Source organism: Bradyrhizobium tropiciagri (assembly GCF_018130545.1).
Classification (GTDB): domain Bacteria; phylum Pseudomonadota; class Alphaproteobacteria; order Rhizobiales; family Xanthobacteraceae; genus Bradyrhizobium; species Bradyrhizobium tropiciagri_A.
In genome coordinates, this window is record NZ_JAFCKF010000004.1 from 486,421 (window position 1) to 500,738 (window position 14,318).

The 14,318-nt window shown below is 64.3% G+C and carries 15 protein-coding genes, 1 tRNA gene and 1 pseudogene; 9 read left to right on the forward strand and 8 right to left on the reverse strand.

Features of this window, described 5'->3' with window-relative positions; all coding sequences use genetic code 11:
* The first annotated feature begins 270 nt into the window (after window positions 1-270).
* Window positions 271-1,248 (forward strand): helix-turn-helix transcriptional regulator, encoded by a 978-nt coding sequence (locus tag JQ616_RS19975; RefSeq protein ID WP_212017163.1) that lies wholly within the window; start codon window positions 271-273, stop codon window positions 1,246-1,248.
* A gap of 48 nt (window positions 1,249-1,296) precedes the next feature.
* Here JQ616_RS19975 and JQ616_RS19980 read toward each other — a convergent pair whose 3' ends face one another.
* From JQ616_RS19980 to JQ616_RS19990, 3 genes are all read right to left on the reverse strand, one after another.
* A complete protein-coding gene (locus JQ616_RS19980; RefSeq protein ID WP_212017165.1) occupies window positions 1,297-1,479 on the reverse strand; it encodes a hypothetical protein in 183 nt (60 codons plus the stop codon).
* 412 nt (window positions 1,480-1,891) lie between these two features.
* Entirely contained in the window at window positions 1,892-2,608 is a 717-nt protein-coding gene (locus JQ616_RS19985) for a flagellar hook assembly protein FlgD (RefSeq protein WP_212017167.1), read from the reverse strand.
* Between the two features lie 10 nt (window positions 2,609-2,618).
* Window positions 2,619-3,779 carry a flagellar hook-length control protein FliK gene (locus tag JQ616_RS19990; RefSeq protein ID WP_212017169.1) on the reverse strand — a complete coding sequence of 387 codons (1,161 nt, stop codon included), beginning with the start codon at window positions 3,777-3,779 and terminating at the stop codon, window positions 2,619-2,621.
* Window positions 3,780-3,864: 85 nt separating this feature from the next.
* Between JQ616_RS19990 and JQ616_RS19995 the strand changes: the two genes are divergently transcribed.
* From JQ616_RS19995 to JQ616_RS20015, 5 genes are all read left to right on the forward strand, one after another.
* Window positions 3,865-4,164 carry a hypothetical protein gene (locus JQ616_RS19995; RefSeq protein ID WP_212017171.1) on the forward strand — a complete coding sequence of 100 codons (300 nt, stop codon included), beginning with the start codon at window positions 3,865-3,867 and terminating at the stop codon, window positions 4,162-4,164.
* A 400-nt stretch (window positions 4,165-4,564) separates the two neighbouring features.
* Entirely contained in the window at window positions 4,565-5,761 is a 1,197-nt protein-coding gene (mnmA, locus tag JQ616_RS20000) for a tRNA 2-thiouridine(34) synthase MnmA (protein ID WP_212017173.1), read from the forward strand.
* Window positions 5,762-5,786: 25 nt separating this feature from the next.
* Window positions 5,787-6,425 carry a class I SAM-dependent methyltransferase gene (locus JQ616_RS20005; RefSeq protein WP_212017175.1) on the forward strand — a complete coding sequence of 213 codons (639 nt, stop codon included), beginning with the start codon at window positions 5,787-5,789 and terminating at the stop codon, window positions 6,423-6,425.
* A 52-nt stretch (window positions 6,426-6,477) separates the two neighbouring features.
* Window positions 6,478-6,852 carry a hypothetical protein gene (locus JQ616_RS20010; protein WP_212017177.1) on the forward strand — a complete coding sequence of 125 codons (375 nt, stop codon included), beginning with the start codon at window positions 6,478-6,480 and terminating at the stop codon, window positions 6,850-6,852.
* Between the two features lie 115 nt (window positions 6,853-6,967).
* Window positions 6,968-7,044 (forward strand) — tRNA-Met (locus JQ616_RS20015).
* A gap of 44 nt (window positions 7,045-7,088) precedes the next feature.
* Here JQ616_RS20015 and JQ616_RS20020 read toward each other — a convergent pair.
* Window positions 7,089-8,132, reverse strand: coding sequence for an AraC family transcriptional regulator (locus JQ616_RS20020; protein ID WP_349630024.1), 1,044 nt, complete (start codon window positions 8,130-8,132; stop codon window positions 7,089-7,091).
* A gap of 679 nt (window positions 8,133-8,811) precedes the next feature.
* On the opposite strand from JQ616_RS20020, the gene JQ616_RS20025 reads away from it, so the two are divergent.
* The 3 genes and pseudogenes from JQ616_RS20025 to JQ616_RS20035 all read left to right on the forward strand — a co-directional run.
* Window positions 8,812-9,162: a (2Fe-2S)-binding protein gene (locus tag JQ616_RS20025; protein WP_212017179.1), complete on the forward strand. Its 351-nt coding sequence runs from the start codon at window positions 8,812-8,814 to the stop codon at window positions 9,160-9,162.
* On the forward strand, window positions 9,129-9,290 hold the full coding sequence (locus tag JQ616_RS39810; RefSeq protein WP_349630025.1) for a 2Fe-2S iron-sulfur cluster-binding protein: 162 nt from the start codon (window positions 9,129-9,131) through the stop codon (window positions 9,288-9,290). Before JQ616_RS20025 ends, JQ616_RS39810 begins: the two co-directional genes overlap by 34 nt.
* Window positions 9,291-9,332: 42 nt before the next feature.
* Window positions 9,333-9,608, forward strand: a pseudogene (locus tag JQ616_RS20035) (ethanolamine ammonia-lyase light chain EutC); the annotation flags it as partial.
* A 218-nt stretch (window positions 9,609-9,826) separates the two neighbouring features.
* Here the strand turns inward: JQ616_RS20035 and JQ616_RS20040 are convergent.
* The 4 genes from JQ616_RS20040 to JQ616_RS20055 all read right to left on the reverse strand — a co-directional run bounded on the left by JQ616_RS20040 (window position 9,827) and on the right by JQ616_RS20055 (window position 14,084).
* Complete coding sequence (locus JQ616_RS20040; RefSeq protein WP_212017183.1) at window positions 9,827-10,759, reverse strand: sugar-binding protein; 933 nt, start codon at window positions 10,757-10,759, stop codon at window positions 9,827-9,829.
* 94 nt (window positions 10,760-10,853) lie between these two features.
* Window positions 10,854-11,936, reverse strand: a complete 1,083-nt coding sequence (locus tag JQ616_RS20045) for an ABC transporter permease (protein WP_212017185.1) — start codon at window positions 11,934-11,936, stop codon at window positions 10,854-10,856.
* A complete protein-coding gene (locus JQ616_RS20050) occupies window positions 11,936-12,700 on the reverse strand; it encodes an ATP-binding cassette domain-containing protein (RefSeq protein ID WP_212017187.1) in 765 nt (254 codons plus the stop codon). Before JQ616_RS20050 ends, JQ616_RS20045 begins: the two co-directional genes overlap by 1 nt.
* Window positions 12,701-12,731: 31 nt before the next feature.
* Entirely contained in the window at window positions 12,732-14,084 is a 1,353-nt protein-coding gene (locus tag JQ616_RS20055; RefSeq protein ID WP_212017189.1) for a carbohydrate porin, read from the reverse strand.
* Between the last annotated feature and the right edge of the window lie 234 nt (window positions 14,085-14,318).

Genomic DNA, 14,318 nt, shown 5'->3' on the forward strand with positions numbered 1-14,318 from the left:
GAGATAGTGCCATCGCGACCGGCTCCTCTTAAGGGAGAAAATTGCGCCGCGACTTTCGCGATCAGTATAAACGTAATAGTCTGACCGACAGGTGAACCAGTTCACATCTATATCGATCGCAGGCCATTAGGTTAGCAGATCGACGGCATGACTTCTTGGACATGTGCGCACGGATCGAGAGAAGACCGGTGCGCGATTGCAAAATGCAGTCAATTTTTGTGGTGTGCCGTAGCATTTCATTCGGATGTTCTGTGAAGTCTGGAGGTCCCCATGCCTACGGACGCAGCCGATTTCATATCGTATCGATTTTCGACGCGCGATCTTCCGGAGCGGATTCGCATTCCCGCATGGCGCGAGCACTTTGGGCGATGCGTCGTGCATGCCGATATCGAGCCTCTGTCACGTATCCCGCTCCAGGCCGATGCCTCGCTGCAAGTGGTGCACGGCTTGCGCATGCTCGCGCTGAAGGGCACGTCGATGTGCTTCAGGCGTTTGCAGGCAAACCTTGCTGACGGCGATGATTCCGTCGGCATGATCTTCTGCTCTCCCGGCAGCAGCCAGATGTCGCAGCGTGGCCGCGACGTCGAGCTGCGCACGGGCGATGCGATCGCAATTCTGCATTCGGAGCCCGCCAGCGTGACCTATGTCGATGGATTGCAATTCGGCCTGGCCATTCCGCGCGAGGCGCTCGAGCAGCGCCTCTCGAACGTCGAAAGCCTGGTCATGCGGCCGATCGGACACCGCACAGAAGCCTTCCGGTTGTTCACGGCCTATCTGAAGTCGGCGCTCAAGGCGCGAGCACTGACGGCGCCCAAACTTCGTCGTACGGTCGTGACCCACATCCACGATCTCGTCGCGCTCGCGCTCGACGAATGTCCTGCTCTGGGCGAGAGCAGCGCGAGCGCCGTGGTGGCCGCACGGCACGACGCGGCACTCGACTACATAGCCATCCACTTCCAGGAGCCCGGGCTCAACGTTCAAGCGGTCGCACGCTGTCAGGGCATCTCGTCTCGCTACCTGCAGCGCCTGATGGCGTCATCGGGAACATCGTTCACCGAACGCTTGAATGAATTGCGTCTGCAGCGGGCGCTCGAGTTGCTGACCGAGACCGAGGCCAGGGACCGGCGAATTTCCGATATCGCGCTGGAGGTCGGCTTCTCGGATGTTTCTTATTTCAATCGCCTGTTCCGGACGCGTTTCGGAGATTCTCCACGCGGTGTTCGGCTCGCCCGAAAGGCGGCTCATTGATCGATTGATGGAAGAGACAGCGCGCTGCGCTCTATCCATCCCAAGAGCTCACTCGCCAGGAGCCGGCGGTAGCCGCTCCCTCAGCACAGCAATCTCGAGCATCACGGTGATGGCGATGGTCCTGAGGCGCGCATTCTCGACCATTGTCTCGGCAAGCTGCGGGGGCGTTGCCACCGCATGCGGCGGAGCGGTCTTTGAAGTATCTGGCGGTGTCGGGCGTGTCGGGGTCACGGGCTAACTCTTGCCGGCGGTCAAGCGCGCAGCCTCGGTAGCTGCGGAGTTTTAAGGCGGAATCGACGCTCAAGCACGGAGCACGAGGATAGCGCCCGCTTGCTTACAGGCAGCTTACATGTGTCAATTTATTGCTGACGTATGTCCGTTGATATGGGCCTGCGGCGCGGACGATTCATGTCGAGAATACGAAGTTACGACTCACCGGCCGCGCAACACATTCGGTGTCGTCCGGGCCTTGAGCCGGGACCCATAACCACGAATGCGAATTGGCTTGCAGAGCTGTAGCTACAGCTCATTTCAACAACGCTAGCCTGTGGTTATGGGTCCCTGCTTCCGCAGGGACGACAGCCGGGTATGTCGCGCGGCTGTTGCCTGCTCGGGCCGATGCGCATAGCGCCAGCAGGTGCGATCAGCTCGAGCTCGTCGCCCCGCGCACCACGCGCTTGATCTTGTCGGTGGTGTAGGTCTGGCCGCCGATCGAGAGCAGCGGCGGGGAGGCGGTGAGGTCGACGGAGTCGACCATGCCCTGGATCTCGGTCGAGATCGCGAGGTCGTTGCCCTTGGAGTCCTTGCCGGTGGCGGTCAGCGTATAGGTGCCGGCCGGCCATTGCGTGCCGTCATTGCCCTTGCCGTCCCAGACGAAGCTGGCGTTGCCCTGCTTCAGGTTGAAATTGCCGGAATAGGCGGTCTGGCCGGTCGAGCTCGTGATCGTGATGGTGGCGCTGGTGGCCTGCGGGGACACCAGATTCCAGGTTGCGGATTTGTCGAACTGCGTCTTGCTGCCGTCGACCGCGACCGTGTTGCCGACATAGACCAGCGCCTGGGTCGACTGCGCGCTCTTCTCGATCTCGATCAGCTGCTTCAGCTGGTCGTTGGATTTCAACTGCTGCTCGACGCCGGCGAACTGCACGAGCTGCTGGGTGAACTGGTTGGTGTCGAGCGGGTCGAGCGGGTTCTGGTTCTGCAACTGCGTGGTCAACAGCGTCAGGAAGGTCTGGAAATTGTCGGCGATGCCCTGCGACGACGTGGTCAGGCCGCTGGAGCTGCTGCTGCTTCCGGAGCTCGTGCTGTTGCTGGTGCCCGGTGCCGAGACGACGGGCGTCGGCATGGTTGCATCGACTGCCATGGTGAACTCCTTACACTCTGATATCGACGCCGCCGAGGGCGCCGGTTGCGCGGCCGTAGGAGCGGCCCGCGGCCGCGGCAGGAGCGCTATCCTCCTCGGCGACGATCAAATGGTGGGCGTTCGGATTCGACTGGCTATTGTTGTTCTGGCCCGACTGCGACTGGTCGCGCAGGCTGAACTGCAATCCGCCATTGCCGGTCGACAGGCCGGCATTGTCGAGCGCGCGCTGCAGCTGGTTGGCGTCCTGGCGCAGCATCGACAGCGTCTCAGGGCGTTCGACGGTGAGGTGCGAGGTCACCTGGCCGTTGCGATCGACATCGATGCGGACATCGATGCGGCCGAGCTCGGCGGGGTCGAGCCGGATCTCGAAGCGGCTCTTGCCGCTCTTGGCGGACGCCGCGATCTGCATCGCAAGCCCGCTGAGCGGTACCGCGGCGTTTTGCGCGGCGTTGGTCACCGTCAATTGCGCGGTCGCGGATGGCGTCGTCTGGCTGCTCGCCAATTGCGCCTGGAATGTATTGGCAGCCTGCGTGCTGGGATCGGGCGTCGCGACTTGGGCCTGCGCAGCGGCGTGGCCGCCGACCGCCGGCGTCGGCGCGGCGCTGCCGTCTCCGTCGCTCGCATCGGCCTTGATGGCATCGGCGGCACCGTCCGCGGCAGCCTTGGCCTTGCCGGAAACCGCAGCTGCCTGCGCGACTGCGGGGACGATTGTCGTCGGGTTGGTCGGCGTGGCTGTGTTGGTGCTCGGGGCCGCGCCATCCGGGTCAGCGGGCGCTGCGGCGGTGGCGTCCTTTGCAGCGACCTGTGCCTTGGCCTGCGTCGGTGTCTTCGCGGCCGGCGTTCCGGCGGCAACGGTGGCGGCGAGTGTCGCGTCGCCGGTCGCGGTTGCCGCGCCGGAAACCGTGGCCGCATCGGGGGTGACGATCTGGGCCTCGGTCTTGACGCCTGCCGCCTTGGCGACCTTGTCGGCATTCGCCGTGGCGGTTGCCGCCGTTGCAGTGTCTGCGCCGGCCGGCACGCCGGTGCCGGTCGCGGCACCGGTGCCTGCGATGGCGGAGCTTGCCGCGATGGCCGCAGCCGCAATCGCGAGCGGTGCGGTGGGCTGGTCGGATGGCGTGGTGGCTGTCGTTGCCGGGGCAGTCGCAGCAGCCGCGGCGACCGGAGCAATCAAAGCGCCGGCGGTTGCCGCACTGGCTGGATTCTGCGGCGGGGTAGCTGGTGTCGTGGCGGACTTGTCACCGGTGGATTGAGCATCGGTGCTCGAATTCGAGTCGTCCGATTTCGATTTCGACTTGGTCTTGCGCGGCGTGCCGGTGTCGCTGTCATCGTCGACGGTCTTGTCATCCCGCGACGTCCGATCGGGGGCCGTGCTGGTGTCGCGGGAGCGTGTGTCGGTGGTCGAGGACGAATCGTCGGAGCGGCGCGCCGGCGCCGGCGGGGAGTCGTACCGGCTGCTGTCGCTCGTGGACGTCGTGCTGCTGTCGACAAGCGCGGCGAAACCGTCGTTCCCCGCCTGTGAGGCGGGATCGGGCCGCGACGACCGCGTCGGGCCCTGAAAAGACCGGCTTGCCAATGCTTCCGACGTGACGCTGACCACTGCCAATCCTCGCAAATGAGACTTCCGGCGTTATGTCAGCAAGGAGCGGGCCAATCCTCGGCTGCAACAAATAGCTAGTTATTTCAGTTGGTTATCTGTTGCCTTGTTGGCCTGAAACGGGTTCCCGACGGGTCTCCTTTTTGCCCGGCGGCAAGATTTGCCGTCCGCGCGCGGCAAGGCATGGCGTTGGCCGGATTGCCTCGTCGGAATACGGCCTATATTAAGAGTGGCCTCCGACGTGTCCCGAACCGACCGACCCGGTCTTGGACGCGTTCTAAGGCTCTCTGGACAAAGGCTTTTTCCAATTTCGTCGCGGAGCGCATAACTTCGCCGCGACAGTGACCAATGACCGCTTAGAGATGCTCAACAGTCTGGATCTTGAAGGCCGCCCTGAAGACACACGGATCGTCGTCGCGATGTCCGGCGGCGTCGACTCGTCGGTGACGGCTGCGCTGTTGAAGTCGCAGGGCTATGACGTGGTCGGGATCACGCTGCAACTCTACGACCACGGCGCTGCGACCCATCGCAAGGGCGCCTGCTGCGCCGGCCGCGACATCCACGATGCGCGCAATGTCGCCGAGCGGATCGGCATTCCGCATTACGTGCTCGACTATGAAAGCCGCTTCAAGCAGTCGGTGATCGACAATTTCGCCGACAGCTACGCGCTCGGCGAGACGCCGGTGCCGTGCATCGAGTGCAACCGTTCGGTCAAGTTTCGCGATCTGCTGGCGACCGCACGCGAGCTCGGCGCGCAGGCGCTCGCCACCGGCCACTATGTCGCCTCGCGTCGGCTTGCCGACGGATCGCGCTCGCTGGTCTGTGCCGCGGATGCCGATCGCGACCAGAGCTACTTCTTGTTTGCCACCACGCGCGAGCAGCTCGACTTCCTGCGCTTCCCGCTCGGTGACATGACCAAGCCGCAGACCCGCGAGCTGGCGCGGCGCTTCGAGCTCGAGGTCGCCGACAAGCAGGATAGCCAGGACATCTGCTTCGTGCCGACCGGCCGCTACACCGACATCATCGGACGGCTGAAGCCGAATGCGATCGCGCCGGGCGACATCGTCGATCTCGCTGGCAATGTCGTCGGCCAGCACCAGGGCATCGTTCATTTCACCGTCGGCCAGCGCAAGGGCCTCGGCATCGCCTCGGGCCACCCGCTCTATGTGGTCAAGCTCGATGCGGCGACGCGCCGCGTCGTGGTCGGACCGCGCGAGGCGCTGCGGATGGATCGCATCGCGCTGCGCGACGTCAACTGGATCGGCGACGGCGCGCTGGATCGCGTGATCGGCGAGGGCATCGAGATCTATGTCCGCGTGCGTTCGACGCGCGCGCCGCAGCCGGCATGGTTGCGCGCCGCCAATGGCGGCTATGAGGTCGAGCTCGTCGCCGGCGAGGAGGGCGTGTCGCCCGGCCAGGCCTGCGTGTTCTATGACGCACCATCCGGGCAGGCGCGTGTGCTCGGCGGTGGCTTCATCAGGAGCGCGAGCGCGAGCCGCGCGGCGCATGGCGTGACGCGCGATACAGTGGCGCCGCTTGCGGAAGCGGTTCGCGGTTAGAGACAAGAGGCTTCGGGGCAGGGGAATGGCTGGGGACATCGACCGCGAGGGGGTCGAAAAGGCGTATGGCCGCTGGGCGCCGATCTACGATCTCGTGTTCGGCAAGGTGTTCGATCAGGGCCGTCAGTCGACGATCGCAGAAGCTGACCGGATCGGCGGACGTGTGCTTGACGTCGGCGTCGGCACCGGTTTGTCGCTGTCGGATTACTCGCGCACCACGAAACTCTATGGCGTCGATATTTCCGAACCGATGTTGCGGCGGGCGCTCAAGCGCGTGCGTGCGCTGGGCCTCGTCAATGTCGAGACGCTGGCGGTGATGGACGCCAAGAATCTCGCATTCCCGGATTCGTTCTTCGACGCGGTGGTCGCGCAATATGTCATCACCGCGGTGCCCGATCCCGAAGCGACGCTGGATGATTTCATTCGCGTGCTGAAGCCTGGCGGCGAGCTGATCCTGGTCAATCACATCGGTGCCGAGAGCGGCCCGCGCCGCATCTTCGAGCTTGCCTTCGCGCCGCTGGCGCGGCGGCTCGGCTGGCGTCCGGAGTTTCCGTGGGAGCGGCTGACCGATTGGGCCGCCAAGCATGGCGGCGTCAGCCTCGCGGAACGCAGGCCGATGCCGCCGATGGGACATTTCTCGCTGATCCGGTTCCGCAAATCGTGAGCCTGCTGCGATTTGACCGGGAACATCGGCGCCTCCTCCCGGTTTTCTCGTCATGAGGATCAGTCGAACACTCGCCAATCGCACACTCGCATTGTCCTGTGTGTTGATGCTGGCGCCGGTTGTTGCCGCGGCGCAGGCGCCGCCGACACCCGCGACGCCGCCGGCGCAGACCGCGCCGCCGGCCCCGCAGCGCGCCGCCGCGAATTGCGCGCCGCAGCAGCCGTCGCATCCGGGGGCTGCGGTTCCTGAGGGAACCACCACCGGACAGGGCAGCCTGGGCGACAAGCTCGCCAGATCCGACGGCGTGCTGTGCCCGCCGGCTGGCGTCGATCCGGAAATGCGTGCGCCGACGCCCCAAGGCGGCAACACGCCGGTGATTCCGCCGCCCGGCAGTCCCGGCGGCGACCAGACGGTGCGGCCGAAATAGCCCCATCTGCAATAAGTTACAGGCACGCTTGGGTTTGCTTGACAGGCGCGCATGCCACTCTTTATATGCCGCGCGTTCGCAAGGTGCGGCTCCACGCCGCCGATCGCGAGCCCATGGCGGGGTAGCTCAGCTGGTTAGAGCACGGGAATCATAATCCTGGGGTCGGGGGTTCAAGTCCCTCTCCCGCTACCATACTACCTCAAACCCTTTGACGTGATCGTAGCCGTTCGTCGCGACTATTTTGAGCGCCGTCGCGCCAATTGATGCAGCACGGTGTCGAAGGTCGGTACCGCTCCGGTGTCCCGGAGCCACGTCTCGTACAATTCCCTGAGCTCCCCCGGTGTCACGCCGAACTTGACGCGGAACGCCCGGATAAAGGTGGAGTCGCTGCTGAAGCGCAATTCGACCGCAAGGTCGATCAGGCGCTTGTCCTGCGCGCCTGGCGAGATCAGGAGGCGCAATGCATGATTGAGCCGCTGCTCACTGATGTAATGCGCCAGACCGCCGTCGGCTTCGAACAGCCGATAGAGGCTCGCGCGCGAGATCTGGAACTGGCGGCACAGCTCGCCCGCGTCGAGCGTATCGGTGAGATGGCCCGCGATGTGGCGCTTGATCATCGCAAGATAAAGGTGCCGCTCGGCCCGTTCGGCGCGCTCGGCGGTATCCGCCGCACCGGCCGCCGCCGCGACGATGTCGGCGATCGCCTCGATCGTGCCTTCGACGCTGCCTGCCTCCGGCTGGTCGCTCAGCGTGAGCGCCGCGAAATGGCTGGCGAGCAGGCGCGCATGAGAATGATGCGCGGGCAGCAAGGTCGCCGTCGCCGAATCCGGATGGGCGAGGCGCGGCGCAAGCATCGAACGTTGCAGGATGATCGTCGTCAACTGGGTGCGGCCGCTGCCGGAGCGCATCGCGGTGCGGCTTGGCTGCGCCATGTCGACCAGGAAGATCTCACCGGGGCGCGCCGTTATCTCGCGCCGTCCGGAGCTGAACCAGATCTCACCTTCGACACAGAGAGCGATCTGATAGTGATCGAGGCCGCCGCGGGCGACATATGCAGGGGTCCGGTCGTATTCGAGGTCGCTCACGCGCGACTCCACCAGCAACACATTGCCGACCATCCTCGGCCGTGAGGTGAAATAGAAGTCCTCCTCGGGCGTGAGCGGGATCAGGTCGCAGATATCGGTGAGCTCCACCCGCAGCGCTCTCACCGCGTCCGGTCCGCGCAAGCCGTCGCGCGTGCCGTCATCCGGCGGCGGGTTCTCGTTCACGGCGCGGTCCACGGCATTCCCCGACACGGTCAGGCCGCGCGGATGAACACCATCCGGAGCACAGACATCCACGCGTTGTATCTAGCGATCCGGACAAGCCGGAGCAACCGCGCGGAAGTGGCAATGCCTGCCGTGGCAGTTGTGATGCAATTGCATCAATGCCGGAAGGAATCCGGGGTTGAGACCCAGGCACATCGGCCGTGCGATCGACTTGCTAGTGCTTGTCCGGATCCGTCCATCCGCCGCGCGCGTGCCTCTTTTTTGATCGCATGCGGTACAGCTCGCGTCCGGAGACATGATGCCGCCGAATGCGGCCGCGAAATGACGGCTCTAATCCCCTGTCACCACGAACGTCTTCAGGAGAATGTCGTGGTTGACGCGCTGATCATTGATGCATGCCGAATGCCCAGAGGTTAGCGGCAGGTCCGGCAAGGGCGTGTTGTCAGGCATCCACCCGCAGCATCAAATGTAAAACGTTTCTCCAAACAAGACAGTGCTGCACGCAGCGTTAGGCGGTCGGGTCCTGCTCCAGGTCACGCGCGTTGGCGCGGTCAACTGTCTGTGATCGCATTCATGAACCAGGTTCATAGCTTCATTCGGCTGGTGGCGGGTAATCGCGCTGGCTCGCCCTGCCTGTCTCTGGCCTCAGCTGGCGCGAGTCCTGAAAGCATGGCGCGCCAATGGAGAAGGTATGATCACGATTGTCGTCAACGGCGAGAAGCGAGCAGTCCAGTCGCCGCCGGATACGCCGCTGCTGTATGTGCTGCGCAACGAACTGAATGTGATGACCCCGAAATTCGGCTGCGGGTTGGCGCAGTGCGGGGCCTGTTCGGTCCTGCTGGACGGTGAGGAGATCCGTTCCTGTATTACGCCCGTCGATCCGGTCGCGGATAAGGAGTTCACCACCGTCGAGGTCTGGCGGCTCGTTGGGCCAAGCAGCGCAACCTCTCTCTCGAAAAGGCGGCCAAGACGTTGCACCCCGTGCAGGAGGCCTGGATCGAAGAGCAGGTGCCGCAGTGCGGGATCTGCCAGTTCGGCATGATGATCAAGGTCACCGAATTGCTGGAGCACAACGCTAAACCCAGCGATGCCGACATCAAGGCAGCCGGAAGCTCTCGACCGGGTCGGCAGAACGGCTTGCCGACATCAGACCGGACGGTGCGATCGTGATCGTGGTGGCTGACGGACGCCAGCGCCATCGAGGTCAACACGGTGCCGCTGGTCCAGGCGATCGTCGAGCGCCTCACGGCACGGCGGCTTGCCATCGCGCCGCTTGTGCTGGCATCGCAGGTGCGGGTGGCACTCGGCGATCCCATTGCGGAAGCGCTTGGCGCGCAGATCTGCATCATGGTGATCGGTGAGCGTCCCGGCTTCTCCGCGGCCGACAGCGTCGGGATCTATGTCACCTGTTCGCCGCAGTCGGGGACGCCGGATTCGCGACGTAACTGCATCTCCAACATCCGCGACGGCGGGCTCGCAATCGACGCCGCCGTGGCGGCGCTGGTGGCGGATATGCTCAAGACCGGCATCAGCGGAGTTGGATTGAAGGCTGCCCTGGAGGCGCACGGCCGAGCAGCGGTCGCAGATGGTACAGGCAGCCAAAGTCCTGACCGCGTCTGTCGGATGCAGGGACCAGGCACGATGACGATCAGCGAAGCAAAGTGGCGGCGCCGATCGCCGTCGTCCCATCGGGCCGTTGCGCGTGGCTACTTCAGCATCGCCGCGACATTGTCCTTTGTCACGATGTCGAGACCGGTGTGGATGATCTGCGACACCTTCTGTCCTTTCTTGATGGCAAGCAGCGTATCCATCGCCTTCTCACCCATCTCGAATGGACGCTGGCCGATCAGCGCATTGGCGTAACCTTGGTTCAGCAGCTCAAGCTGCATCCTGAGGGTGTCGGCGACGACAAGCGTGAACTTGCCGGCGTCGATGTCCTTCTTGCTCTTGCTGGCGAAGGCCTTGAAGCCCTCCGGCGCAAACATCGGCCAGCCGCCGACTGGGATGATCGCTGCGAGGTCGGGGGTCGCGGTGCGCAGATCGGTCATCTGCTGAACCCCGAGTGCCGGGTCGTCGTTGCAGAAGGTCGGCGAGCCCCCGACTTCGGTCCATTTCGAGCCCTTGAGGGCCTCACGGACGCCGTCGACACGCTCGGCCAGGTTCTCCGCACCCGGCCCGCCGGAGATCATCGCGTATTTGCCGCCGTCGGGCCGCAGCTTCAGCAATTGCTTGCCGAGCGCGACGCCGAACTCCTTGTTGTCGGTGCCGATATAGCCGATCCGCTTCGAGCCGGGCGCATCCGAGTCGAACGTGATGACGGGAATGCCGGCTGCCGTTGCCGCCTCGATCGACTTGGTCATCGCCGCGACGTCGGCGACCGAGATGGCGAGACCGTCCACCTTCTGGGTGATGAAGTCCTGGATGATCTGCGCTTGCGTCGCAGGCTCATGCTCGACCGGACCCTTGTAGATGCATTCGATGTTGCCGAGCTCCTTGGCGCGCTTCTGGCAGCCATCGCGCGCGAAATCGAAGAACGGATTGTTCATCGCCTTGGGCACGATCACGAATTTGTAGCTCTGGGCAAATCCGGGCGTCGCCATCATGGCGAAGACCGCGGCGGCAAGAAGTGCCTTCCTCATTGCGTCCCTCCACATTGTTTTTGTGCCCATCCATTACAATCAGCGGTTCCCGGAGGCGGACAGGCGACATTCGCGATCCTCCAGGACGAACTTGTCAGGCCATGCGCGAGCGCAGGCGATCGACCAGCACTGCGGCGATGATGATCACGCCGACCAACGTCTGTTGCCAATAGGAGTTGACCTGCGCGAGCACGAGGCCGTTGCGGATCACCTCGAGCAGCACGCAGCCGACGATGGCGCCGAGCGGACCGCCGGCACCGCCGGCGAGATTGGCGCCGCCGATCACGGCGGCGGCAATGACGTTGAGCTCGTAGGACGTCGCCATGTTCGCCGGCGCCGATCCGAGCCAGCCGCAGATGATGATGCCCTGCAGACCCGCGGCGAGTGCGCAGATCACATAGATCTCGATCTTCACACGCACGACCGGGATGCCGGTCAGCGCGGCGGCCTTCTCGTTGCCGCCGATGGCAAAGACGTGGCGGCCGAAGCCGGTGTGGTGCAGCACGACCGCCATCGCGACCGCGAGAACCACGAGATAGATGAACGGCGCCGGCATGCCGAACACGACGCCAGACGTCAGCGTGTAGAAGTAACTGGCCTCGGGGCCGCTCGGAAAGCTGCCGCGGCCGTTGGAGACGACGTAGCCGAGGCCGCGCACGATCGAGAGCATGCCGAGCGTGGTGACGAAGGGCGACAGCCCCAGCACCGCGATACAGAAGCCGTTGATCAGGCCGACGATCAGCGCGACGCCGAGCCCCGCAAGGATCGAGACCAGCAGGATCAAGCCGGGCAAGTTGGCGACCGCAGTCTTGCCGTCAGGGCCGAGATGCACGAACCAGTCGGCGCCGGGCATGCCCGGTGTCGAGATCTGCGTCATCACCATCGAGGTGATCATCGCGGAGAAGCACATCACCGAGCCGACCGAGAGATCGATGCCGCCGGTGATGATGACGAAGGTGACGCCGAGCGTCGCGATGGCGATGAAGGAGAAGTTCTTCGCCACATTCTGGATGTTGCCTTCGGTGAGGAAATAGGGGCTGGCGAAGTTCATCACCACGAACAGCACCAGCAGCGCGAGCAGCACGTAGCCGGTCTGCGAGGCGAAGAAGCCGGTCTGCCACCATCTGGCCTTGCCGACATTGGTGAAGCTGATAGGAGAGTCCAGGGGCGTGGCCATCACGCAGCCTCCTTCGCTCCCGTGATGAGGGAGGTGACTTCCTCGGGGCTGGTGTCGCTGATCGCCTTGTCGGCCCGCTTCTCGCCGCGGCGCATCACGACGACGCGATCGCAGACCGCGAACACGTCGGGCATGCGGTGCGAGATCAGCATGACCGCGACACCCTGTTCCTTGAGGCGATGGATCAGGCTCAGCACCTGCTCGACCTGGCGAACCGAGATCGCGGCCGTCGGCTCGTCCATCATGACGAGCTTGGCGTTGGAGAGCCGCGTCCGCGCGATCGCGACGGCCTGACGCTGGCCGCCGGACATCTGCTTGACGAGATCGTGCGGACGGGTCTCCGAGCGCAACTCGCCGAACAGCTCCAGCGCGCGCGCCGCCATCGCCTTGTGGTCGAGCAAGGCGAACGGACCAAGCTTGCGCTTGAGCTCGCGGCCAAGGAAGACATTGGCCGCGGCCGTGAGATTGTCGGCGAGCGCGAGGTCCTGGTAGACCACTTCGATGCCGACCGCACGGGCATCGATCGGACGTGCGAAGTGGACCGGCTCGCCGTCAAAGCGCATCTCGCCGTGACTTGGCGGGAAGTTGCCGGCGATGATCTTGACGAGCGTCGACTTGCCGGCGCCGTTGTCGCCCATCAGGCCGACCACTTCGCCGGGAGAAATGCGCAGGTCGACGCCATGCAACGCGCGAATGGCGCCGAACTCCTTGCCGATGCCCTTCAACTCCAGGACCGCCAGCCCGGCGTCGTGAGGGGTTACCATGGCTGGCCTCGTTCGGGCATATGCTGGCAGCTCAGAAGTGCACCAGCGTGCGCAGACCGAGAATCCAGGCGTTGTCGGTCTTCACGCCGGCGGCGTTGTAGCCGCGTCCGCCCGGATTGATCACGTACTGGGCGTCGAACTTGAGGTTCATCCAGCCGGTGGCCTGCCATCCGTACCAGGCTTCGATCGGAACTTCGTTGCCGCCGGCATTGGGCGTGAGCGCGGCCGTGTTTACGTGGGTCGTGCCCACCGCAAAGCCGACTTCGTCGTCCGGACGCCATGAGAAGGTGCCGGTGTGCCTGAAGCCCAGGGCGATCTGGTAATCCTGGTACGATGTCCGATGATCAGCGACGGTCGTGTTGAGGAACGTGTACCAGCCCTGTGCCTTGGGGCCGTCGACGGTCAGGCGCTGCAGGATCGACTCATAGACGCCATAGCGGCCGCGTGAATCTCCGAGATTCTGATCCGAGACGCCACCGATGCCGGGCGAGATCGCGATGATACCCGGCAGGTTACCGTCGATCGTCGAGGCGTTGTCATACCAGCCGCCGAAGCGCCAGGTCCCGTTCAGCGGACCGCTCGGCGCCCAGACCACCTCGACCGGCACCAATACGCCGGAGGCGGGGCTCGATCCGGGAACGCCGGGCAGGAAGTAGACGCTGGAGTCCGACGTCGTCAGATAGTTCGGATTGGCGTCGTAGACGCCGACCGACAGCTGCCATTCCTTGGTGAAGTTGTAGTGAACGACACCGCCCCACTGGCTCACTGGCCAATTGTAGATGTAGCCGCCCTGGATGTTGCCGGGCTGACCGCCGCAGAACGTCAGGTTGATGAATTCGCACAGGCCGAAGAAGAAGTCGGAGCCGACCGGAAGACGGCCGCCCTTGAGTTCGAGGCGATCATCGAACAGCTTCTGCGACCAATAGAGTTCGGTGAGGCGCAGAATGTTGCCGCGCCCGAACACTTCGTTGGTCAGCTGCAAGGCGGGAATGCCCGCGTCGTCATTCAGATTGTGGCCGAAGCGATCGACCAGCGTCAGGCCGACGGTGGCGCCTTGGATGCCAACGAGCTTCGCCATATCGAACTTGGCCTGGAAAAACAGCTGTCCGGCATTGGCCCCGGTGTTCTTGTTGCCTCCCGACAGATTGCCGACCGCTTCGTCGCCCAGCGTCAGGGCCAGCGAGATGCCGCGCTCCTTCAGCTGCGTCCTGCCGAGATCGCCGAACAGATACGGTCTCGTCCAGAAATCGTCGGTCTCCGTGTAAGGCACAGGCGGAGCCTTCGTTAACAGATCGGCAGCATGCGCGCCGCCGCCGCCGAACAGAGATAACAAGGCGATCCCCACGCCGCACGCCCGCGCGGTGTTCACAGACCAAAGTGACATTTTTCTGCACTCCCAGCGTCCCCGGCTTTGTCCATTTTTGTGTCACGTCCCCGCCCAAAGCCCTTCAGCCTGGAACGTGCCGCGTTTCAGTTTGTCGACCCATCAACTTGAGATAGAAACTGTACCCACGCCAAAGCCCTTCAGGATGCGCGCAATGGTCTGTCCGTAGCCCGGGCCGGCCGTGCCCGCTGCGCCAATCCGAACGCGAACTCCTTGTGCTCCATCAATCCAGCG